Raw genomic sequence first — 24,821 nt, 5'->3', positions numbered from 1 at the left:
GGAGTGTTAATGAGCGAAATAAACAATCAAAAAATATATCTTTCAAAAGAAAAATATGATGAATATCTTACAGAATATAATAAATTAATTAATGTTGAACGTCCTGCGGTCCAAGAAGCTTTAAAAGAAGCAAGGGCACAAGGTGACTTATCTGAAAATGCAGAATATGATGCGGCCCGTGAAAGGCAAGGTGTTGTTGAGGGGCGGATTAAAGAATTAGAAGTTATTATTGATCGTTCAATTATTATTGAATCTAATTCAAACCGCACTGATGATAGTGTAAGTATTAACACTGAAATTGAATTTTTAGATTTAGATAATAATGTTACTAGAACCGTGAAAATCACTGGTTCACATGATGCCAATCCATTTGAAAGCAAAATTTCAACTGCTTCACCACTTGCTTTAGCAATGATAGGAAAACAAGTTGGTGAAGAAATTGAAGTTGAAGCTCCAATTAAATATAATATTCGCATTCTTTCAATCAAACATTTATAATTTAATTGACAAAATTCTAAAACACTTAAGTTGTTTTAGAATTTTTTATACATTTTTAATATATACTAATTTTGGTGTATAATTAGTCAATATATTCAGCATTTGAACTTATAAATTATAAGGAGGTTAAATGTCAAAAGAGAAAAAAATTGGTCTAGTTTTATCAATTGCAATGATCGTCGGTTCCGTTGTCGGGATTGGAATCTTCTTTAAAAATGGTTCAATTTCTAAAGCAGTTGATGGAGATGGAGTATCATGATTATTTGCTTGAATTATTGGTGGGCTAATATCAATGGCTGCTGCTGTATCTTTTGCTGAAATTGGATCATTTAAAAATGGTAAATTACAAGGTCTTAGTAACTGAGTTTATAAAATTACTAAAAATCCAAAACTAGCTTACCATAATTCACTTGGTTATGCATTTTTTTACTGAGGAATTTTAAATACGGTACTTGGAATTTTTGCATCTGAAGCTTTATTTTATTTCTTTGTTCTTTCTGATGTGATTTCTTATAAATCAATCACCATAGCAACTCATATATTTGTTGGATTAGTTATAACTGTATTTTTCTTAGCTTTAAATATCTGATCATACCAAGCTGCAGGTAAATTCCAATTTATAATTACCATTATTAAATTCTTACCGTTGTTTGCTGCTTTATTTATTGGGATTATTTTCCCAAATACACACAATAATAATGGATCAAATGCAATTTTAAAAAATGCATTTACACTTAAAGGAATTATTGCAGCCTTACCAGCAGTTTTATTTGCTTATGATGCATTTTTAGTTTCAAGTTCAATTTCAGAAAAAACTAAAAACCCTACTAAGACAGTTCCAAAAGCAATTTTATTTGCGATGATATTTGTGGTTGTTCTATATTCATTAATTGCAATTTCGTCAATTTTACACTCTGCAGGTAATGTACATGGATTATTAAGTGATTCACTACCTGGTAAATGGAAAGATAATATTACAATGGTTGTAATCTTCTTTATATTCTTATCAGCTTTAGGTGTAACTAATGGAATTTCATCTGCTTTTGTTAATGAATTAAGTATGAATGTACAAAATCATTTTATCTTTGGCTCTAAAGCATTATTAAAAAAATTTACCTTAGCAAAAACAAATATTATTTATATTGTAATTATACATGCCTTTTATTTCCTCACTATCTTAGTACCAAGCTTAGCGCTAAATACCGATATTTTAATGGATGCTATTTCTAACTTCCCTACTCTTTTCTTTTTTGTAATTTATGGATTATTAATCTTTAAATATACTTTAAAAAGAAAAGAGTATAACGAAACTAAGAAAATTAATAACTATTTATTTTATATTAGCTCTGTTTTAGCAATAGCTGGAATTTTATTTGTGGAATTATCTTACTTAGTTTTCCAATTCCAAAACTTAGCAAGTGATAGAACTAACCCATCTGGTTGAGGAGTATTTTGAGATAATAAAAAAGGTAGTTTAATTAAAAACTATGTTCCTATCTTATTATATGCAATTATGCTTATTTTCTTTATCTCATTCCCTTGAATCAACTTTAAACTAGAACAAAAAATTTTCAAAAGAAACATTATTCAAGACTTTGCAGCATCAAAAATGACCGCTGTAACTGAATAATTTAATTTAAAAACCATAAAGAAATTCCTTTATGGTTTTGTTTTATTTTTTAATAATAAATTTAATTAGTTTTTCAATTTCTACAAAAATTATAAGTCCTAAACCAAAGATTATTGGTAAAAGCCAGTAAACAATGTTATAATCCTTAATTTGAGATATTTCAGCCATTTTAAAGACATCTCTAACTCCAGGAATAAAGGCTGCAAATAAAACACAAATAGTTGAAAAAATTGTTGCTAGGTAAACAAGTTTATATTTTGATCAACTAAAGTTAAAAATTGATCTTTTTGACATTAAATTGAGTGAATTAAGACTAGCTCCAATTCCAAGCGTTAAAAACATACTTGTTGAAGTAAGTCTGATAAATTGTTCGCCAGTAATGTTTTGACTTCTAGCATAAAATCCTGCAACAGTGTAGGAAAGAATTGAAAAAATACTTAATATGATACTATGAATAAGTAAATTTTTACCCATTCCCCTTGAAAAAATACTTTCATTTTTTGAAAATGGTCCACGTTTCATAACGTCTGAATCGTTAGGACTCATGCCTAATGCAATTGCAGGAAGGCCATGAGTTAATAAGTTAATTCATAAAAGTTGTGAAGCTGAGAGGATAATTAAATCCTTACCTTGAATATCATTTTTAAAAATAAAGGCTAGAACAAAAAGCCCAAAAAGCATCACAATAATTTCTGTTAATGATGAAACTAATAAATTCAAAATAACAGATTTAATACGATCAAATGTTTCACGACCACTTTTAATACCTTTAACAATAGTCGTAAAATTATCATCAGTTAAAATAACATCTGCAGCTTGCTTAGAAACGTCTGTTCCAGTTATTCCCATAGCTAAGCCTACATCACTTGCTTTTAAAGCAGGAGCATCATTAACTCCATCTCCAGTCATAGCAACAACTTGATCATGTGATTGCCATGCTTTAACAATTCTTAATTTATCGGCAGGATTAACCCGGGCATAAACTGAAATATCTTTAACTTGTTCTTTGAGCTCTTCATCACTCATAGTTGCTAAAGTAGCTCCATTAATTGCTTTATCGCCTGGTTCGTGGATTTTTAATTCTTTAGCAATAGATAGTGCAGTTGTTAAATGATCACCAGTAATCATAACAGGTTTAATTCCTGCTGCTTTTGCTTCAGTAATGCTTTCTTTAACTCCCTTACGGGTGGGGTCAATCATTCCAATTAAGCCTAAAAAAGTTAAATCATTTTCATCTTCTAAAGTTAAAGTGGTTTTTGTTTTAGCGACGTCTTTATAAGCAATAGCAATTACTCTATAAGCTTGATTTGATCATTCTTCTACTAAGTTATAGTATGAAGAAACAACATTGTTTGATTTATTTAAAATAACATCTGGAGCACCCTTAACAATGATGGTATTTTGCTCATTGTTAGACACTAAAACCGACATTGCCTTACGATCACTATCAAAAGGCAATGAGTCTAATTTATTATGTTTTAAATAAAAGTTAGTAGCCGAATTTTGGTTTTGCATACCATAAATTAAAATACCTATTTCAGTTGGATCTCCTACTTCTTCATATTCACCATTTTCTTTTAAAGTAATTGAAGCATCGCAACATGCTACAAAATATGATAAGGTTTTTGAATCAGATAATAGTTTTGGTTTAGTAATGTCTTCAAACTTTACAACTGTCATTTTGTTTTCGGTTAATGTTCCAGTTTTATCAGAACAAATAACATTTGTTGAACCTAAAGTTTCAACAGCAGGAAAACTTTTAATAATCACATTCTTATTAGCCATTTTCGAAACTCCAATGGCTAATAAGACAGTTGTAAAGGTAATTAAACCTTCAGGAATAGCTGCAACTGCGAGTGAAATTCCTACGATTAAAGCACTTGAATAAGTTTCTGGGTTAGTTCAACCACCAGAAATTAATAAAGTATTTGTAATAAGCAATTGAGTAATTGTGGTTAAAAATAATAAAACTACTCCACTAATTCCAAAAATTCTGCTTAATTTATTAAGTTTAATTTGTAATGGAGTTAATTGAACTTCTTGCGTCTCAATTAACTTATTAATTTTACCTATTTCAGTATTTAAACCGGTTTCAGTAACTAAAATAATTCCCCTTCCAGTTGTTATATAAGTTCCTGAAAATAAGAAGTTAGTTCTTTCGCCAAGTGTAAGTTTGCTAAGATCTAAATCATAATTAACTTCTTTAGGTACTGGCAATGATTCTCCAGTTAAGGCTGCTTCAACTGCTTGAAGCGAATATGCTTCAAGCAAAATGCCATCAGCTCCAACATAATCACCAGCTTCAACAATAACTAAATCACCAGGAACAATTTGAGTGGCTTGAATTGAAACAATTTCACCGCTTCTGATAACTTTAGCATTTAGTTGGTTATTTTTTTCTAAAGCTTTAACAGCTTGATCACTTTTAATTTCTTGATAAGTACCAAGACATGAGTTTAAAATAATAACAATTAAAATAATAAAGGGTTCGACAAAACTAATGACTATTTCTTTAGTTTCAGGTCTTTGGGGTGCACCAAAAGTTTCATAAAGTGCAACTCCTAAACTAAAGATTGCTGCAATAAGCAATAAGATAATCATAAAATCTTTAAATTGCCCTAAAAAGATTTTAAAGATACTTTTCTTTTCTGCACTTTTAATTGTATTATGACCATGTTTGACTAACAGCTCCTTAACTTGTTCATTAGTTAAACCAAGGCGGTTTTTTACATATTCTTGATTAAGATTAATTTCCATATTTTCCTTTCTTTTTAAGCATATGGGATTGCAAATAATATTAATGAAATAATTATATTTATTAATATTATTAAAAATAATGATTTAATTTTTTTAATTAAATAAATTGAGGTTGGGATTCCTAAAAGTACATAAAATTTGAGTAAAATATTTTTATAAGCAGTAAAAATATGATTATCAGGTTCTTTAATTTTAAAATAATTATCAATTGATTTATTGAATGAAAGACTTGGTTCAATAATGCCTAAAAATAATTGAATAGCTAAAGCAATCATAATTCCAGCTACTATTGGTTTCATGACAATTAATAAATTTTTCATATAAGTATTAGATTTAAATTTATCAACATATTTCATTGCTAAAACCATAATGATAATAGCTGGAATACAAAAGATAATGTAAGTTAATAAAACAGCTAAAATCATTCATCACTGCCCATTTGCAACTAAATACCCAGTTAAAAAACCAAATTTAGTTGAAACAACTCCTGGAGTTGTATTTGAAACAGTGAAGATATTGACAATCTTTTCTTCACTAATATTTAAATTAAATTGATTATTTAAAAATTTTCAAAACCATTCAAAAACAGGCATGAAAACTTGTCCGCCACCAAAAACTGATAATGAGATTAAAACTAACATTGGAATTGATAAAAACAAAGCAATAAACATAGGTTATTTACCCTTTCTTTTACTAATATAATAAATAATGCTGTAAATCATAATTATTAAAATAATTGCCACTACTGGCATATTATACGGACTTGGGACAAATAAACAATATGCAAGCGAAAATAAAAAGATTAAGATTCAAACTGGTAATTTAATTCTGCTTTGGCTTTGTTTTAAAAACCTATAGCCAAAGTCAATTAAAAAAGCAATAATTGAAACTAAAACTCCAACTGAAATTATTTTAATATACTCAATTGGTAATTTATTAAATAATAATAGAAAACCAAAAGCCATTAATACATGAGGTAGGATACCTATTAAAGTAACCAAAGTTCCTTTTAGTTTCCCAAGCATTTTTATTGAAATATATGAAATAGTTTGAATTACAGATGCTCCTGGGAGCATATTAGTAACGACAACAACTTGACTAAACTCTTCATTATCAAGTCACTTTTTTTTATCAACTACTTCTTTTTTAATAATTGGCATTAATGCATTCCCGCCTCCAAAGCCAACAAAACTAATTTTAATAATCAGTCAAAAAACAGTTCAGAATTTTGGTTGTTTTTGCATCTTTAACCTAAAAAAATAGTAATAAAACTAATGTTTTCTCTTGTTATCCTAAATATAATGGAATATAAATAATTGATAATAAGTAATAAAGTGTATAAGTATCAACTAAAAAGTCTTTATATAAACTTCTAAATAGATTATCTTTATTTAGGGTTGGTTTTCAATCTAATTGCATAAATTCAAAATCAGTACTAAATTCAAAGATTAAGTAATTACGAGTTGATAAAACAGTAAACTTTCTAACTTTTGAATTACCATTATCACGGTATCTTTTTAATGATGTTTCCATCGCTAGAGGAGTATACATCATTCTAGCTTTAATTTCATCTTCGGATTTAACTTTGAAAACTTTATTAAAGTCTTTATTTTCAAAGTTAATAGGTTTCACAGCACTTTTTGGGAATTTTTTATCAAAAAGTGTAAATAAAAATCCTTTATCACCTAAAGCTTTAGTGTCAATCATTAAAATTGATGAATAATATGTTTCTTCTTTGGGGTTTCCTCTAAAATCTTTAGTAATTCTTCTTCATTCAGCGTTACGTAAAACTGTTGGATATTTTTTATCTAAATTTCAAAGTAGTTGGGGACCAAGTTTTGCAACAAAAGCATCATCAGGAACAACGTGCCGGTAATTTTCAAAATTAGCTCGGGTGATTCCTTGCTGGTCTTCTTTCAAAAATCCACTAAAATTAAAGTTTGAATCTAAAATATTAAAAGCTTTTTTGTAAATTTCAATAACATTAATTCTACGATCTAAATCCATAAAGATACGATCTTTGAGTCTTTTTATATAACCATAAATTAGTGCATCTATTCCTAAGAAAACTAAACCAATAATAAGCATTGCTATTGCTGCATAAATTACTTCTTTACTAGTAATATTAACAAATAAAATAATTCCTATGAGGAAAAATAAGCCAGTTATTCCAACTAAAATTAAAAAAGCTAATAATCATTTTTTTGCTTTTTTATACTCGTTGCTTTCAAAAGAATCGTCAATTGCTTTTTTGAACAGTGGAACTAGCTGTTCATCAGTTATTTGTTTATATGAATTAAAATCTTTGTAATCATTTACTATTTTCATTTAATTCCTCCTTCTAAAAATTTATATATTTATTTTACTATTTTTTTTTGTAATTTATATAAATATTTATAATATTTATATGAAACATGAATCAAAGTTATTTATTTCAACAACTGATACAATTGTTGGAATTGGAGGAATTGTATCAAAAGAAACATTAAATGAGATCTATGTAATTAAAAAAAGAGATTTAAACAAAAAAATAATTATCTTAGTTAGTAATTATGGGCAACTACGCCAATTCAAACAATGAACCAAAGAAGCCGAATTAATATCTAAGCAATATTGGCCAGGTCCAACAACAATAATTATTAATAACCAAGGTTTTCGTATTCCAAATCATCTTGGCTTATTAAAATTAATTGATAAAATCGGCCCAATTTATATGTCAAGTGCTAATATTTCAGGACAAAAAGTTATTAATATTGATCAGGCTTCTAGAGTCTTTCCTGAAATTTCTAAAATTTATAATTTTGGTAAACCTTCTGGTAAACCAAGCACTCTAATTAATTTAGATACAAATGAAATAATCAAGAGGTAAAATGAAACAAAATGAAAATATTTTTATTAACTGAAGCACTTTTAAACGTGTCTTTGCCTTAAACCCTGCTTTAATTTTTAATAATGATGCAATCTTGGAAACTTTAAAAACTAAAGTTGATAGTAAATTTTTTGACAGTAGTTTTGAAGATGAAAGAGATGAAGAAATTGATAATTCTAATACATATGAATTAATGCACGAATTAGAACTTGATTCGTTTGACTTAGCTAATGATTCATATATTGAAATTTTGGCTTCTAACTTTCATAAATATAAGCAAGAAGCAGAAAACTTCCTTCTTAATGAACTTAAAATTTCGAAAGAAAATTTAAAAATTATCTCTTTATCAACTAAAAAAGAAGTTAAAATTAGACAAACTTTAGAATTAATTCAACATGCATTAGATTTAAACTTAGAACTAGTTATTTTAAATCCAGTTTTAGGTTTTGATAAATTTCAAAATGATCATACCTTTACCTTTTTGTATAATCCTTTTGCTCTTTATATTAAAGATCAAAAGATAAGTATATTTTTATTATCTTATACATCTACCTCAAAATATGAAACATATTATTTATCATATTATTTATATAATATTGCTAAAAAATTAAATTTAGAAATAAATTCTATTAAAAATATTATCATTGATCCAAGGGATAAAATTTTTAATACACCGAAAAAAAATAAGTTAAGTTTCTTAATTACTGAAGCTGCTTGGGTTTCTAATACAATTACAAAAAGTAAAAGTCTTCCATATTTAGATTATTTAAATAATCTGGAATTTTTTATGAAAAAATCTGGACTAGGACTAGAATTTTTTAATGCTACTTTTGAAAATGCTACTTCACACAATTATCCAATAAATTTTGTTAAGTATCCTTTTAATAATAGTTTTTTAGCTTGTGCTAAAAATAATAAAATTGAGCAAGAAATATGAGTGATTAATAAAGCTAGTTATAAAATTGAATTATTAAGTTCTTTAAATTCATTTTATGATTCAATTAAAGATGATTTACCAATTAATAAATACCAAGGTCATTTTAGGTTTCAAAACATGTTTGCTGCTTTTGAGTATCCTAATATTGAAGCTTATAAATTAGTTATTCCGAATTTAAAGCCAATAACTAAAAAACAAGCTATTAAAGAATTTTTTAGCTTCCAAGACTTTAATTGGTATCTTAAACTCATAATTAAAGCATTTTTAGAATTTAATAGCGAGATAAACATTAATGCAATTTTGTTTTTTGCTAAATATTATGATTCAAATGAACAAGATAATGTTAAATCATTAAATATTGTAAATAATTGATTAAACCAATCAAAGGTTAACTATTTAATCAATTATGATTGAATTGAAATTAATGATTTTTTTATTAAGGAAGCAAAAGAAATCACTAATTTATTAAGAGAATATTTATTAAAAAGCGAAAACTTTGAATATATTCAGTATTCTGGTAAATTCAAAAAAACTAAAGATATAAGATCAATACAATTATTAAAAGATAGTATTAATGATTTTAATAGTATTCCAAGTAGTTTCAATATTGAAACTTTAAATATCATTAAAAACATTCACATCAAAGATGCACTTATCTCTTGGTATGACTATGAAGGTTTTTCAGATATCTTTCCCCCAGTAGATGGCATAGCAAGTTACAACCAAGTAGTTTGTCAAGTATCAGTTATTACAACTAAAAATGGAATTGAGCAAAGTTGTGAAAATATTGTCAAAGATCCAAAGAATATTACTTGCCAAGATTTTGTTGAAATTATTGATGCAATTTATAAAGATAAATGCCATTATTATGTTGTTTACAATAAAGGTTATGAAAATACCCGTAATAATGAAATTCTCAAATTAGTACGAAACAAAATCTTTAATGAGCTAGATTTAGAATTTGGTAAATGGTTAATGCAAAGATATAATAATACACTTGAATCTGCTTACAAACTTTTTGCTCATAAAATTGAACATATTAACTCTAATACAATTGATTTGGCTGATGTTTTTACGCCTAAGAAACTAGATGATGATCAAAGCCAAAACACCTTTTATTTTAGTCAAGAAGCAAATGAAATCAAGATTATTAATAATGTAACTAAACCACAAACATCTTTGCCAATAGCATATATTCAACTTTCATATTTAAAAAGTTTTTATTCAATTAAAAAAATCGAAAAATTTATTACTGAAAATAATATTAAAGTTAAAAACATAATCACACCTTATTCAACGTTAAAAATCCAAAAGGGAACCATGGCTATGAAGGAAGCAATTAATAGGTTTTTAGAAGCAACTAATGATTCAGTTTGAGAAAATAATATTGTTCCAGAATTAAAAAAATATTGTGAAAATGATGTTAGAGCAATGATCATGGTTTATGATCTTATTATGTACTTAGCAAAGATATTTTTTGGTAATATTGATGCTTATGAATATAAATTAGATAATTCAAATGGTTTTGTTACTTTAGGTAAATATCAACTAAAAAATAACGAATTATCTTTTGATTTAATTAATTAACTTTAGAACCAATGCAAGAATATTTAACTTTGTGTTGGTTTTATGTTATAATTTTTATAAGGACAGGGGTGCTATTAAATAATAATAGCTGAGAAATACTCTTATTAGCTGATCTAGTTAATACTAGCGTAGCGAGTCTTTTTTCTCCATATACTTGTCCAAAATAGGAGAAATATGAAAAAAATATTTAAGCAATTTATCTTTGGCCTAAGCCAAATTACTTTGGTTAGTTTGATAACCTTATCATGTAGTAATAATCAAACTAACCAAAAATTATTAAAAATTAATTTTGGATCTGGATTAAATACTCAGCAGATCCAAAATTTTGAAGCTGAAATCAACAATTTAATCATAGCCAAAGGAGGAGATTTCACTATTAAAATTTCCTCAGAAGGTGATATTAATGATTATAATAAAAACCTTGATGATTTAATTAAAAATAAACAAGATATTGTCTTTGTTTCCTCTGGGAAATTATTGGCTAAAAAGTCTGATTTGCAAAATAATAATATTAATTTAGGAATTCAAACATATACCAAAATGTTTAAAGGTTCAAATAATAATTCTGAAACATATTTAAATGGCTTAGACAATGATCCTTTAAGAAGCTTAGCTCAAAAGCAGCAAACTATTTTTGACAAAATACCTAGATCACAATGAGATGATCAAAATAATGGTAATAATTATGCTAATTATTTATATAATAATTTTTATACAAATAATTTAACTAATTATTACCGTGGCATGATTTATATTGTTGCTAATGAGCAAGATACTAAGGAAATTATTGAAGCTTGAAACAATAAGGATTTAACTAAATTTTTAAGTTATGGATATGTACATAGCAATGATAAAGAATCTGGTAGCAAATATATCTTGCCTCAAGCTTTATTAAAAAAACACTTTGGAACAAAGTTCACCTCATTTTTAGAACTAATTAACCAAAATGCTAATTATAAATTAGATTCCAAACCTTTAGCTAATATTTATAAATCTTCTTTAAATAATCAAAAAATCTTTTTTGATGCTGAAGGTGTCTATTCTTGAACAAAATATAAACAAGGTAATGATCCTTTTACAATAAATAATCAAACTAGGCCAGGGCATAAATTTACTTTTTTAACTGTTACAGATCCTCTTTTATATAATATCGCTATTTATAAAAATCATATTCCTTCAGCTAAAATCAAAATTTTAGCTGAAGTTCTCAAAGAATTAGCTCAAACTAACCAAGATATTTGAGGACCAATGCATGGGTTTTATAGCTATAAATATATTAATGATGTAAATAAAGAAGTTTGAGAAATTTTAAATAATATAGGTAAATAATATGAAATTTGAAAACATAACTTTAAGTTACCAAGATAAAATAGTTGTCAAGGATGTTAATCTTAGTTTTCCAAAAGCAAAGCTTTGTGCATTAATTGGCCCTAGCGGAAGTGGCAAAAGCACTTTACTTAATTCAATTTTTAACCACTCAATTATTAAAATTGGAATTTTAAAATTTAATAATAAAAATGTTAAGGACTTTAATAATAAAGAATTAAAAAAATTTAAACAACAAATTTATTACTTAAAACCAGAAAATAACTTAATTGAGGATTTAGATTTTTACCAAAATTTAATGAGTGATTTTAAATTTTATAAAAATAAGTTTTATAAGCTTTTTAAAATTTTAACCAAAAAGCAAAAAGAAGAACTTTTTGCTTTGCTTTCTAAATTAAGTATGCAAGAATATGCTTTTGAAAAAATCACAAAACTTTCTTCAGGTCAAAAACAACGTTTAAGTATTGCTAAAATGCTTTTTAATAAACCAAAAATTATTTTAGCTGATGAACCAACTAGTAACTTAGATATTGTTAATACTAAGCTGATTTTTGATCTTTTAAATGAATATAAACTTAATGCTCATATTATTGTAGCAATTCATGACCTTAATTCAGCACTAGAACATTTTGATAAATTCTTTGTTTTTAGTAAAAATGATACTAAAATCAAAGAATTAAATAAACAAGAATTGAATATAACAAAATTAACCAAATATTATGAATAACCATTTTTTAACTACTTTAAAAAGAAAAGAATATTGAAACTTTAGTTTAATTATTCTTTCTTTTATCTTTTTTCTTTATTGTTTATACCAAATAGGAGTCTTTAATTCTTTATATATTTCAGGAATTCCAAGATTCTTTAAATATCTTAAAGAATTATTTTCTTTTAAATCAGTCCATCAAGATTTACCAAGTTCTAATTTATGAGAAGTTAATTTTAGCTATTTACTAACAACAATTAAAACCGTAGTCGGTGGTTCCTATCTTGGTTTTTTATTATCTTATTTTACTTCTTATTTTAGTGCTAAAAATCTTCATAAACATAAATTTTTTGCAATATTACTAAATTGATTTCTAATTATCTTAAGATCTTTTCCGTTAATTTTATATATTTTTGTTTTTCGCGGTATATTTAGCCCTTATTTGGCAGCTTTTTTTATCTTTTTTTGAAGCACATGACTTTGAGTACACAAATATTTAGTTGAAATAATCGAAAATACCCCAAGTAAATATTATTGAATAGATCTTAACTTAGGTTATAACAAAAAAACAAGTTTTAAAAAAAATATTTATTCGCCTAACAAGAACCGTTTTACTATGAACAACTTACTTGCCTTTGATTCGAATATTCGATGAAGCTCAATTTTAGGTAGCGTTGGGATTGTTGGAATAGGTTTTTGAATTGAAAACAACAAAACTGAATTTATATATTTAGGTATAAGTTTATTATATTTATATTTAACTGTTATCTTTTTTGAACTATTAATGTTTTTATATAATAAATATTTTAAAGATTATTGATACAAAATAACTTCAAACAAAAATTACCATAAAACTTTAAAGTATAAATTACCTCAATATCTTTGAAGATTATTGCAAGTTATTTTATTTGGAATTTTTCTTTGAAGTATTTGAGACTTAATTAAAGATGAATCAATTCAAATAGATCTTTTAATTTTATTTTTAAAAGATATTTTTGCATTCGATTTTAGTGATTTAGCCACTACCTCCTTTATTGATTATTATGATTATTTTTTAATTTTTATTAACACTTATGCTGCTTTATATTCGGCAAGTATTTTAGCTATTATTTATGCTTTTTTTATGAGTGAAAAAAGCAGCCAAAAAGTTTTATCATGGTTTTTAAAATCTTTTTTAGTCTTTTTGAAAACTATCCCAATTTTAGTTATCTTTATTTTGTTTAATGCCTTCCTAGATTCACTAACTGTTTTAAATTTTGTTTTGTTTCTTTCCGCCTTTCGAACTTTAGCAAAACATATTGTAAGCAAAATAAATGCTTATTCAAATTATGAAATAAATCTCTATAAATCATTAGGTTATAGTAATTTTGGTATTTATTACCAAAAAATCTTACCTACAATAAGTAAGGATTTATATAGTTTAATCTTTTTTGAATATGAAAATACTTTTCGTAATGCTTTAACTTATGGAATATTTTCAACTATTGCAATAACTAACAAAATTCAATATTACCATGAACGTAATATTTATAATAAAACTATACCATTACTCTTACCAGCAATCTTATTTTTCTTAATTTTAGAAATCTTAAATTATTGATCTAAAAAAAAGAAAAATAAAAATATTTGGAAGCTAAAAACAAGTAATATCGATTAACCTTGTTTAATGATCCAAATTTTTTTTATATAAAACTTTATTAATTTAAAGTTCAAAAATTTATATAGACAGGGAAGAAATATTCAGATTTTTTCCCTGTCTATATAAATTTAGATTTTTATTAGCTGCTTGTTATGTTTGCAAATTTCTATGCAATACAATTTATTAAGAGTTAGTTAATAGTTAAAAATTCAAATATGTTTAATTACTCAGAAATTGCATATTAAATAATTTAAACCTAACTACTAATAGTTGTAGATTTATTATCATTTGATTTACGAATTTGAATGGTCAAGTTTTTGCAATATATATATATATATATATGAATTATAATTAGTTTAAAATAACAACATAATAAATTTTAGTTACATAAAAATTTATTATGTTGTTATATATCATTATGTTTATATAAACTTTGTAAGGAGTAAAAATGCTAACTAAAAATAAATCACTTACCAGCACTGAGTTACTACAAAGGCTTCAAGAAATATTTAAAAAATCGGGTTTTGCAATTATTTCGTGCGGAATTCGTATAAATAATTTTACAAAATTCAAGATACTAAAAAATAATCAAGAATACCTTATAAATGTTAATATCCGCAATATTACAAGTGCATATTTACCAAATAAACCTGATTTAATGAGGAGACAAGTTAACAAACTTAATTTTAATGATATTCCTGATAATACTACAAATAGTGCAACAATGCTATTAGGACTTTGAGATACTAACGGTAATGAAGTTTTAGCTGCATGAAATCCATTTTTATTTATCCACCATGAAAAAAACCGCTCTTGTTATGTATTAAAAGAAAGTTTAAATAAAGCGTCACAATATGGTTTCTATCAAGGCAAGGATTCAGGTACAAATATTTTGGTATGTTCTGAAAATAATTTTGAAAAACTATTATCAGTTTATCTAGAAACTTATAAGGCAGATTAAGATGAGTATTTTAAAAAAAGATTTTGTATACGTAGATTTATTTGCTGGAATTGGAGGCTTTGCACTAGCAATGCAAAAATATAGCGATAACAGTGAATGCTTATTTGCTTCTGAAATTAATGCATCAGCTGCTTTAACATATGAACAAAATTTTAAGCATAAACCTTTAGGAGATATCCGACAATTAAATTTTAATGATTTATATCAAAAAAATATTGATGTAGTTTGTGCGGGTTTTCCATGCCAAACATTTTCTAAAGGTGGTAAACAAGAAGGGTTTAATGATTCACGGGGCACACTGTTTCGCGAAATTATTAGATTAATTGAAACAAAGCAAGATATTAAAAAAAGACCAAAGATATTAATTTTAGAAAATGTCCAGAATTTAATTAATCACGATAGCGGTAATACATGAAAAACAATTTATAACGAAATATCAAATGCTGGATATAATGTGATTAAAAAACCGATAGTTGCAAGCCCTGTAGATTTTAAAATTCCCCAACTAAGAAAAAGGGCAATAATACTATCAGTGAGAAAAGATATATACAATGGTCCAATTGATTTAGAAATTAGAAAAGTTAAACAAAATGCACTTGATATTTCGAAAATTATACAAGATGATTTAGAAATTATTGATAAAGTGAAATATCAATTATCTAAAACCCAATTAGAAACTCTAAATTCTTGAAATGACTTTATACAAATTATTCCAAAAAACAAAAGAGTGATAGGTTTTCCGATCTGGGTTGATGAATTTGGATTAAATTATGATATTTCAAATTTACCAATCTGAAAACAATTAATTATTAAAAGAAACAGGACTTTATATTTTGAATATAAAGAAAAAATTGATAAATGAATAGAAAAGTGAAAAGTTAAAGATACTTTAAATAAAACAATGCGTAAATTTGAATGACAAGCCGGCAAGGATTTAGATAATCTTTTCCAAGGAATTATTCAATTCCGTCCTAGTGGAATTAGAGTTAAAAGGCCAACAGAAGCACCAGCATTAGTTGCAATGGACCATCGCCCAATTTATGGACCTCAAAAAAGATATTTTACTGCTGTTGAATGTTTAAGGTTACAAAGTTTTCCGGATGATTTTAAATATATAGGAAATGAAAAAGAATTATTTAAACAATTAGGCAATGCAGTTAATGTTACTGTAATATATTCAATATTTAAAGATTTTATTGAATATATTAATAAAATGAGAAAGGTTAATAACAATGAATAATACTAAGAAGTACGATATAACTATAGGATCTGGTTTTATAAAAAATTTTCAATTTGAAAATTATAAACTTGAACGCGTTTTTTCTGAATTTATAGATAATTCTTTACAAAGTTTCTTAGACAACCAGGATATTTTAAAAAACCTTGAAGATGGTAAAAAGTGTAAAGTTTCAATTATTTGAGATAAAAATCAAATTATTATTGAAGATAATTCGTTTGGTATGAATGAGGAAGAATTTGGTAGAGCTTTAAAACTAAATGCAAAAAACCCAAATGCAAATAAAGATAATCAGTTAGGGATGTATGGTATAGGCTTAAAATATGCTTCTGTTTACTTAGGTAATAAATATACAATATCCACAACAAGATATGATTCTGGTTCTAGAATTAGTGCGTCTGTTGATATTGATGAGTTATCGGAAAATAATCCAAACGAAATTGAAGCAATCTTTGACCATGATCAAAAAGAAAACCATGGGACAATTATAACAATTACTAAATTAGTAAAAGAACTTAATAACCCAAATAAGGAAAATGAGCTGCGTGAAAAGCTTGGTACAATCTATCACCATTATTTAGAGAGGGGTATTTTAAATATTACGTTAAATAAAATACCTATAAAGTATGAAAAGCCCGAAATATATATGGATGAAAATCAGCAAAGATATATTCGTAATATTAATGATTCATTTACTTTTAAAAATATAACATACAAATTCACAGGTTGAATAGGAATCCTTAATAAAGGAAATCGTAGTAAAACTGGTCTAAACATGATGCAAGCAAATAGGTGTATTGCACTTAACTATAAACCTGAAAAAATATTTGATAAAGGTAATTTATTTCCAACCCTCCGAGTAGTTGGCGAAATAAGATTTGAAGGAAAAAATTATGTTTTATCCTATACTAAAGATAAATTTGTTTGGAATCACGACGGTGCAGAGGATAAATTTCTTGAGAAATTAGCTTCAAATGAAAGCGTCTCATATATTATTAAACAATCTAAAAAAATTCGTGTAAAAGATGATGATAGAAAAATTAGTAATCAAACTAAAAAGATCTTGTCAGATAGTGCAGCAAGTACACCAACTATTAAAGAAGATATTAACAATAATGAGGAAAAATCAGTTAAAGAACTCCCAAAGAATGAATTTGAAAAAGATGTTGATGAAATTATATTTGAAAAATATAATGTTTTAGTAAATGATCAATTGGTTTATTTATATGTATCAATTCAAAGGCTTTCTTCAGATGTAGATTGCTTACAGTTTGATAAATATAAAGATGGCTATTCTCTTATTATAAATATTAATAATCAGTTTTATGTTAATAAATTTAAAAAAAACGGAACAATTGCATCAGTTAATTCAATTATTATAATATTAGTTCAGAGTATGCTTCAAAGCCAAAGTTTGGGTATTAAATTGGCTGATTCTATAAAATTGCTTGACACAATTAATGAGATTATGGTTAAACAAAATGGATAGCAATAAAATTATTTTAACTAAAGTTGTTGGAGATAAAAAAGTTGCAGATAACTATATAAATTTAGCCAAATTAAACGGTTTTTATATAAAAAGATTTAAAGAATTTCTTGCAAAATCAGAAGATAGTCAAACAATTTCTAATATTCTTTCAAATTCATATCAAGCAATTTATAATTTTAAAAATCCAACTGGTAATATTAATCAATATAGTCCTATTAAAATATTATGTTTAGGCAAGGTACAAAGTGGGAAAACATCATTTTTTTTAGCATCAACGGCGCTGGCATTTGATAATGGGTATGATATTGCTTATATACTAGCTGGGACTAAATTAAAATTAAAAGACCAAAATTTTAATAGACTAGTTGAAGGATTCAAAAATAACGAGAAAGTAAAAATTTTTAATTTAAATTCCTCATTTAAGGAAGATATAAAGGATTTAATTAAACAAGGATGTAAAATTATATTAGTTGTTTTAAAAAATCCTGCAGAAAATACTAATTTGGGGAAAATGATGCAATTGGCAAAATTATATTCTGGAATACCATCAATTGTTATCGATGATGAGGGAGATGAATTTACTCCAGGAGCTCCAAAATCTAAAAAAAGGGGAATATCTAATAAAACTCATGACAATATAGTTGATATTATTACTTCTTTTAAGATATGCACATTTTTATCAGTTACAGCAACCCCACAAGCTAATTTACTCATTTCAACCTATGACCATATCTCACCTGATAGAGCTTTATTGGTTAAGCCAGGGAAAAATTATACTGGAGGAAGATCCTTTTTTGATACTATTGATAATCCACATATAAAAGTAATTGATGATAATGATGATTTTGAAAATTCAATACCTGATTCATTTAAAGAAGCCTTATATTTATTTATTTTTTCATGCGCTTTAAAGCGAGCACAAGGAGACTATAAACCTTTTTCAATGCTTGTACATCCTTCTTCATTTAACAAAATCCAAGATATTGTTGGATTACGTATAAAAAAATATATTAATACAACAATTACTTCGGGACTTGAAGATAAAAATTCTATATATTTTGATGATCTTAAAACTGAAATAAGTAAATGTTACAAAGAATATTATGAATTAAATAATGGTATTATCAAAATTGAGTTTAAAAAAATAGTTGATGAACTTTCCAATGTTGTAAAAAATCTTAATTTACAAGTGATCAACCATAATAATATTGAAAAGGAAAAAACAAACTTTCTTTATAACATTAAAGTAGGTGGCAACATGTTAGGGCGCGGCCTTACTTTGGATCGTTTAATCGTTTCATATATTTACCGAGATTCAAAAGAGGCACAAGTAGACACTATGTATCAAAGATGCCGCTGATTTGGATATAAAAATAATTATTTTGATATTTGCAGAGTATTTATGACTAAAGAACTACAAAGAAAATTTATGGCTATTGTATCAAATGAGGATCATATGTGAAATGCTTTGCAAGCATTTTTAGAGTCAAATTTGAATCTAAAGCAGTTTAAACGAACCTTTTTATTAGAACATGATAACTTAGTTTTAACACGCAAAAGTGTGTCAAATACTGTTAGTTTAAAAGTTATTTCATATGGTAATAAAGAAGATTTATCTGTAGAATTAACCAACCAACAAAAAGAACATAATCGAAATTTATATTTAAATTTTTGTAAAAAATATGGATCAAAAGGAAAATTAATTGATTTTGACACATCGCAAGAACATAATCAAAGGCATTTATTGTTAAAGCTAAGTTTTAATGAGTTTTATAATGAATTTTTATCTAAACTTGTTTTTGGATTTACTAGTCCATTTAGTCTAGAAAGTTTTGCAATAATTAATAATAGAATAAAACAAGGGTTACAAAGTGATGAAATTTTAATTATGCTTATGAGGTATCAAAAAGGTCAGTATCGTTCTTATACTGATTCCACAAATACATCTATAAAAAGATTGTTTCAAGGTCAAAATCATGGAACTAAATTTTCTGGTGATAGGTACCCAGTTGATATAAATGGAAATGATTATACAAATATTCCATTCATTCAAATACATATGGTAGATATTTTTAATAAAATGCCTATATTTGAATCATGTATCCCATTAATAACTTTTAATAATCCTTTAACATCTCAAACAATAAAATTGGTTACAGGAGATAATGTTTATGAATAAAGAAACAAAATATTTTGGAAATTTTCCAAAAGAGGAGTGGCTTTCAAATAATGTTTTTATGTTTGAAAGTGACGAAAGAATAAAAACTATTTTAATTAAAAATAGTAAAAATTTCGTAAAAACTAGTGATGCTATGACTGATAACTTGCATTATTCAATCAATGGTAAATATACTGATGGCAATACAAGTTACTATTTTCATACTATCTCGTGCTTAAGGCAAGATAATAAATCAAAAGAGCAATTTCAAATTATTTATGATTATTTATTTAAAGCGATTGATAAACCTCAAGCAGGGGAAGATATTCTAAATTTGCTTGAATCTTTAGAAACTTTATTTAAATCTACACCGTCAAAAGATTTAGAACGAATACAAACAATTACATATTTAAAATTATTATTTCATATTTATTGTTATAAAAATGGCTTAAAAAGTATTTATGGTAAATTTAATAATATTGATGACCCTACAAGAGGAATTATACAATTAAATTCTACAACTTTAATTATTTTAAAAGGATCTTTAGGAAGCGATAGAATTCATAGATTTAATCATGATGTATTAACTTCTAATAAATTTAATTTATACTTTGTATCAATTTTGCTTGAAAAAAACGATAATGGAGTTAGTCTTTATGATTTATTTTCAAAGTTATTTGATTTAATTAAAGATCCCACCTTCTATTTATATTTAGAAATGCTTAAAATTAAGTGTGCAATTTCCAGTTTAAATAAAGGTGTAAGTTATAATTTAGATTATGCCATGGACCAATTGGAAATTTTTAAAAAAGAGCAATTACCAATTTTAGAAATTAATTCAAGCACTATTGCTATCAGCAATATTGAATATGACATTGATTGCAAAAAAGTGAATTCACTTACCCTAAGCAAATTTAAGGATGAAATTAATAAAAATTTTTACTTGAAAGATAATGGAGAAATATGGATTTAAAAGAATACAATAAAGTTAAAAATTTGACATACTTAGAATATTGTGATTATTTACAAAATAAATATGGAATAGGTCTTGGCCCATACTTTAAGGAAAATTGGGTTAAAAACCCCAAGATTACCAGAACTAAAGAAGGTTTGTTTGCTCATCATAAATATGAAGATCATGCAATTATGTTATCTACCTTAGAATACGCAAAAAATAATCCATATGAATGACAATTACCTGAAAACCTAGTATATTGTAATTACTTGGAGCATTTATTATTACATATTTTAATCTGCCAATATCCTGCTAAAAATAAAAACAAGCATGAAAATGTAGGTTATGGTGGGGTAATTAATTTCTTAGTACCCGAATTAAATGATGTTTACTCTGGTTTTATGCCCGTAACTGGTTGAAAAATTAAACCTTATTCTGTTATAAAAGATCATAAAGATGTTTATTTACAATTAATTAAAAAATTTAAAAATATAATGAAATATGACCCAAATTTCACGCCACTATGTTTACTTTCTTCGTGACCTTATAATAAAGATCTATGAAGCATTAATAATAACTTGAAATTATTTAATGAAATATTAGATTTATAAATTTTTACTAGTCACCTACAATAATTGTTGCAGGTAACTAGTATTTTAGTTAAAATAATTTGATATATTATATAGATATCAAATTTATATATTAATATTTATTTTATATATGTGTGTATATTGTAGAATAGCTATTTTTTTAATTTTGAAAACTTGAATCTTAGTTCCAATTATTTTCTATCTCTTTTAAGACTAAATTGATAAATTTATATATTTTTGAAGTTTTTATTGAATGAAAACTAGCATTTAATAATCAAGATAATTCAGCTATCTAGAAAAATACAAAATTGAATAAAAAGATTTTACTACCCGCCTCGCAACCCTCTTTAATTGCAATCAAAGGGTGCTTTACTTTTTAAAAAGTAAGCAAAACTAGAGAAAAAACACTTGTGTTTTATAATTAAACCCCATAAGTTTTACCAATTAATTTGGTTTAACTTATGGGGTTTACTATATATTCACTAAGTGTTTTGCATTATCAAGGAATATCACAACCATTAAATGGTTCTAATTGGAATGAAGTTTTTTGCAATTTAGTTTTGAAATCCTCATTTTGAAATAATTCAAAACTTTCAACTAATAATACTATATCTTTAGCATCACCATCTAGTTTAGCTAATTTAAAGATATTTTTAGCCTGTTCTAAAATATCTTCTTTTTTACTGTTTACTTCGTATGATGAACTATCAGTTGCAAAGTAATTTTTAGCTTTAGATAATGAATCTTTAATAGTTTCATTATCACCAAGATATTTTTGGTCTGTTAAATATTTCATTAAATAAAATACGTATTTATTTAATACAACTCCAAAATTAGAGTTTCTTACAAAATTATTTCAAGTTAATTCATGAAATAAATTTACATCTTTATCTAAGGCTAATAAAAAGATCTTTCTAAAAGCATCATAAACAGAAACAACATCAAAGCTTCATGATAAAATTGAATCTTTATTTTCAAATAATTCTTGATATTTATACATTGATTTCTCCTTCTGATTCAAGCTCAAAAATTAAATCCTTAATTTCTTGAGCTTTCACATAATCTCTTTCGCTAGCAGCTTTTAGCATTTCCTTGGTAAGTTCATTAATAACTGTAATTTTATTTGATTTTTTTGTCTTAGTTTTACTTTTTAGGATTTTGGTTACTGAGCTGCTAATATTTTTGTCTGTAAGAGCGCTAGGGATTTTCTTACTTACAGACTTAGGTATTATATTATTTTTTAGATTGTATTCAATTTGTATTTTTCTTTTTTCTTGATTGTCTAAAATGCATTTTTTCATCGCTTCTGAGATGGTATCGGCATATAAAATTGCTTGACCATTTACATTCCTTGAAGCTCTACCAACAATCTGAATAAGGTTAGTTTCACTGCGCATAAAACCACCTTTATCAGCATCCAATATTAAAACTTTTGAAACCTCAGGAATATCGACTCCTTCACGTAATAAATTAATTCCTATAATTACATCATAAGCTCCAATTCTTAATTTTCGGATAATTTCATTACGCTCAAAAATAGTGTGCTCAGAATGAATGTAAGCAGCTTTAACATTTCTTTTTTGCATATATTCAGAGAGTTTTTCAGAAGATTCCTTAGTTGTTGTTAAAATAATTGTACGTTCATTTTTTTGTTTTTGCTCTTCTAAAATTAAAAAAATGTCTTCAACTTGGTTTTTTGTTGGTTTAATAATAATTTCAGGGTCAACAAGTCCTGTTGGCCTTACATACATTTTAAAAACTTGTTGATTTGACTTAGTTAATTCATAGTTGCTTGGTGTTGCTGAAACGTATATTTTTTTAAACTCAAATTCATCTTCAAATTCTTTTAAAGACAATGGACGATTTTCTAAGGCTGATGGTAGTCTAAAGCCAAAATCCACTAAGCTTCTTTTTCTAGATTGATCTCCGCTAATCATTGCATTGATTTGCGGTACTGTAATATGTGATTCATCAATAAATATTAATGAATCTTTAGGAAAATAATCAAGTAAAGTATAAGGCCTTTGACCAAAATTCCTTCCATCTAAATACATTGAATAGTTTTCGATTCCTTTACACATTCTAAATTCTTTTAAATCATTAATATCATTCTTAACTCTTTGTGATAATCTTTCTTTTTCTAAAAGCTTATTTTTCTCAGTAAAATAAGTTAATTGCTCAGTTAATTCATTTTGAATTTTCGGAATAATTTGATCATAAATTGAGTTTTCCGCTGCATAAGCATCACCAGGTGATAAAATATATACTTTAAGATCTTTTAATGTTTCTTTAGTTAATGAATCAACTAAAGAAATCTCTTCAATGAAATCTCCCCAAAAACTAATTTGTATAGCTTGAGTTTCTGAATCAGCAGGCCTAATAATTACAATATCTCCTTTAACAGAAAATTGGCCTGGACTTAAATCACTTACATCATTACGTTCATATTTAATATTTATTAATTTACGAGCAAAGTCTTGGATTGATATTTCTTGTTCAACATATACATTTAAAAAACTTTGTGAATAAATAGCGGGGTTTAATGCCCCATATATTGCACTAACTGAAGCAATCACAATAACATCCTTACGAGTTAAAAGTGAATTCACAGTTTTCATCCGCATTATCTCAATTTGCTCATTAGTTTTTGAATCTTTTTCAATATAAGTATCTGTACTTGAGATATATGCTTCAGGACGATAATAATCAAAATACGAAATATAATATTCAACACAATTTTCAGGAAAAAAACCTTTTAATTCACTATATAGTTGACTAGCTAAAGTTTTATTATGAGATAAAACTAAAACAGGTCGCTCAAAATTCTGTATAATATTTGCAATTGTAAATGTTTTACCAGAGCCAGTAACACCAAGTAAGACTTGGTGTTCTTGGTTCTTTTTTATACCTTTTGTTAAAAATTCTATTGCCTTAGGTTGATCGCCACCAGGTTTAAATTCAGAGTTTAATTTATAGATCATATTTAAATTATATATTTATTTTATAAATATAATAATTGATAGAATTTTATATAATATAGATGAGTTATAACTCAAGAAAGTTTGAACTTGATAATAATGATTTTTTAACTTGCCATTGCTTCCTCAAAATGGCAAAACACCATGTAATGAATATACAGGAAAGCAAGCCAATATCATCCAAATGGGATTAGGTTATTCATTAGCTAATTATGAAGCACCAGGGGGGGGAGTGTGGTTAATCAGTAAAAAATAAAAAATGAATTAGTTGGAATCTTCCGTTCAATTGAGACAGGGCTATTTTTGAAATGTCCAGCTTTTAAATCTGGGGGCTTTGGCTACCAAGGTTTATATGGACAATATAATCTGCCTCAATATGACTTAGTGCATGGCGGCGGAAAAGATCAAAATAATTCATGCCGTGAAACTATGTTTAAAACTTCACTAAATTAAAAAAGATTATTGTTCCCACAAGGGCTTAACAATATTCCAGAAGAATTCAAA

20 protein-coding genes and 1 riboswitch are annotated in these 24,821 nt (G+C 26.0%); of the genes, 14 read left to right on the top strand and 6 right to left on the bottom strand.

All coding sequences use genetic code 4. The annotated features are described in order from the left end of the window. Positions 1-9 precede the first annotated feature (9 nt). Both greA and EXC44_RS02625 read left to right on the top strand, forming a co-directional pair. Positions 10-498 carry a transcription elongation factor GreA gene (greA, locus tag EXC44_RS02630; RefSeq protein ID WP_129621708.1) on the top strand — a complete coding sequence of 163 codons (489 nt, stop codon included), beginning with the start codon at positions 10-12 and terminating at the stop codon, positions 496-498. Between the two features lie 130 nt (positions 499-628). Next, positions 629-2,128 (top strand): APC family permease, encoded by a 1,500-nt coding sequence (locus EXC44_RS02625; RefSeq protein ID WP_129621706.1) that lies wholly within the window; start codon positions 629-631, stop codon positions 2,126-2,128. A gap of 42 nt (positions 2,129-2,170) precedes the next feature. Here EXC44_RS02625 and EXC44_RS02620 read toward each other — a convergent pair whose 3' ends face one another. The 4 genes from EXC44_RS02620 to EXC44_RS02605 are packed head-to-tail and all read right to left on the bottom strand — an operon-like array spanning position 2,171 to position 7,213. Next, on the bottom strand, positions 2,171-4,885 hold the full coding sequence (locus tag EXC44_RS02620) for a cation-translocating P-type ATPase (protein ID WP_129621704.1): 2,715 nt from the start codon (positions 4,883-4,885) through the stop codon (positions 2,171-2,173). A 14-nt stretch (positions 4,886-4,899) separates the two neighbouring features. Continuing rightward, positions 4,900-5,556 carry a chromate transporter gene (locus EXC44_RS02615; protein ID WP_129621702.1) on the bottom strand — a complete coding sequence of 219 codons (657 nt, stop codon included), beginning with the start codon at positions 5,554-5,556 and terminating at the stop codon, positions 4,900-4,902. Positions 5,557-5,559: 3 nt separating this feature from the next. Then, positions 5,560-6,129: a chromate transporter gene (locus EXC44_RS02610; RefSeq protein WP_120160462.1), complete on the bottom strand. Its 570-nt coding sequence runs from the start codon at positions 6,127-6,129 to the stop codon at positions 5,560-5,562. 43 nt (positions 6,130-6,172) lie between these two features. Further along, complete coding sequence (locus EXC44_RS02605) at positions 6,173-7,213, bottom strand: DUF3137 domain-containing protein (protein WP_129621700.1); 1,041 nt, start codon at positions 7,211-7,213, stop codon at positions 6,173-6,175. A gap of 79 nt (positions 7,214-7,292) precedes the next feature. Between EXC44_RS02605 and EXC44_RS02600 the strand changes: the two genes are divergently transcribed. From EXC44_RS02600 to EXC44_RS02550, 11 genes are all read left to right on the top strand, one after another. Next, positions 7,293-7,754, top strand: a complete 462-nt coding sequence (locus tag EXC44_RS02600) for an L-threonylcarbamoyladenylate synthase (RefSeq protein ID WP_099309642.1) — start codon at positions 7,293-7,295, stop codon at positions 7,752-7,754. Position 7,755: 1 nt separating this feature from the next. Further along, positions 7,756-10,278, top strand: coding sequence for a UU173 family protein (locus EXC44_RS02595; protein ID WP_129621698.1), 2,523 nt, complete (start codon positions 7,756-7,758; stop codon positions 10,276-10,278). A 54-nt stretch (positions 10,279-10,332) separates the two neighbouring features. Beyond that, positions 10,333-10,430: riboswitch (TPP riboswitch) on the top strand. A gap of 22 nt (positions 10,431-10,452) precedes the next feature. Beyond that, a complete protein-coding gene (gene cypl / locus EXC44_RS02590) occupies positions 10,453-11,607 on the top strand; it encodes an ABC transporter thiamine pyrophosphate-binding lipoprotein p37/Cypl (protein ID WP_223213751.1) in 1,155 nt (384 codons plus the stop codon). A gap of 1 nt (position 11,608) precedes the next feature. Next, positions 11,609-12,331 (top strand): ATP-binding cassette domain-containing protein, encoded by a 723-nt coding sequence (locus EXC44_RS02585; protein ID WP_129621696.1) that lies wholly within the window; start codon positions 11,609-11,611, stop codon positions 12,329-12,331. Continuing rightward, complete coding sequence (locus EXC44_RS02580) at positions 12,324-13,967, top strand: PhnE/PtxC family ABC transporter permease (RefSeq protein ID WP_129621694.1); 1,644 nt, start codon at positions 12,324-12,326, stop codon at positions 13,965-13,967. Before EXC44_RS02585 ends, EXC44_RS02580 begins: the two co-directional genes overlap by 8 nt. Positions 13,968-14,397: 430 nt before the next feature. Next, positions 14,398-14,910 carry a hypothetical protein gene (locus EXC44_RS02575; RefSeq protein WP_129621692.1) on the top strand — a complete coding sequence of 171 codons (513 nt, stop codon included), beginning with the start codon at positions 14,398-14,400 and terminating at the stop codon, positions 14,908-14,910. A 1-nt stretch (position 14,911) separates the two neighbouring features. Further along, positions 14,912-16,150: a DNA cytosine methyltransferase gene (locus EXC44_RS02570; RefSeq protein ID WP_129621690.1), complete on the top strand. Its 1,239-nt coding sequence runs from the start codon at positions 14,912-14,914 to the stop codon at positions 16,148-16,150. Further along, positions 16,143-17,636: an ATP-binding protein gene (locus tag EXC44_RS02565; protein ID WP_129621688.1), complete on the top strand. Its 1,494-nt coding sequence runs from the start codon at positions 16,143-16,145 to the stop codon at positions 17,634-17,636. Before EXC44_RS02570 ends, EXC44_RS02565 begins: the two co-directional genes overlap by 8 nt. Continuing rightward, a complete protein-coding gene (locus EXC44_RS02560; RefSeq protein ID WP_129621686.1) occupies positions 17,596-19,815 on the top strand; it encodes a Z1 domain-containing protein in 2,220 nt (739 codons plus the stop codon). Before EXC44_RS02565 ends, EXC44_RS02560 begins: the two co-directional genes overlap by 41 nt. After that, the gene (locus tag EXC44_RS02555; RefSeq protein WP_129621684.1) at positions 19,808-20,767 is read left to right on the top strand and encodes a hypothetical protein; all 960 of its coding nucleotides are present in this window, start codon (positions 19,808-19,810) and stop codon (positions 20,765-20,767) included. Before EXC44_RS02560 ends, EXC44_RS02555 begins: the two co-directional genes overlap by 8 nt. Then, positions 20,758-21,360, top strand: coding sequence for a hypothetical protein (locus EXC44_RS02550; RefSeq protein ID WP_129621682.1), 603 nt, complete (start codon positions 20,758-20,760; stop codon positions 21,358-21,360). The genes EXC44_RS02555 and EXC44_RS02550 overlap by 10 nt, the downstream gene beginning before the upstream one ends. Positions 21,361-21,835: 475 nt before the next feature. Here the strand turns inward: EXC44_RS02550 and EXC44_RS02545 are convergent, their stop codons facing one another. Together EXC44_RS02545 and uvrB are read right to left on the bottom strand one after the other, a co-directional pair. After that, entirely contained in the window at positions 21,836-22,339 is a 504-nt protein-coding gene (locus tag EXC44_RS02545) for a hypothetical protein (RefSeq protein WP_120160775.1), read from the bottom strand. Beyond that, positions 22,332-24,320, bottom strand: a complete 1,989-nt coding sequence (uvrB, locus tag EXC44_RS02540; protein ID WP_165001847.1) for an excinuclease ABC subunit UvrB — start codon at positions 24,318-24,320, stop codon at positions 22,332-22,334. Before uvrB ends, EXC44_RS02545 begins: the two co-directional genes overlap by 8 nt. 300 nt (positions 24,321-24,620) lie before the next feature. On the opposite strand from uvrB, the gene EXC44_RS03925 reads away from it, so the two are divergent. Then, positions 24,621-24,770 carry a hypothetical protein gene (locus tag EXC44_RS03925; protein WP_165001846.1) on the top strand — a complete coding sequence of 50 codons (150 nt, stop codon included), beginning with the start codon at positions 24,621-24,623 and terminating at the stop codon, positions 24,768-24,770. Positions 24,771-24,821 lie beyond the last annotated feature (51 nt).

Origin of the sequence: Mycoplasmopsis bovirhinis (genome assembly GCF_900660515.1) — a bacterium.
Classification (GTDB): domain Bacteria; phylum Bacillota_I; class Bacilli_A; order Mycoplasmatales; family Metamycoplasmataceae; genus Mycoplasmopsis; species Mycoplasmopsis bovirhinis.
The sequence above is the reverse complement of the archived record's forward strand: the minus strand, read 5'-3'. Positions and strand labels throughout refer to the sequence as shown.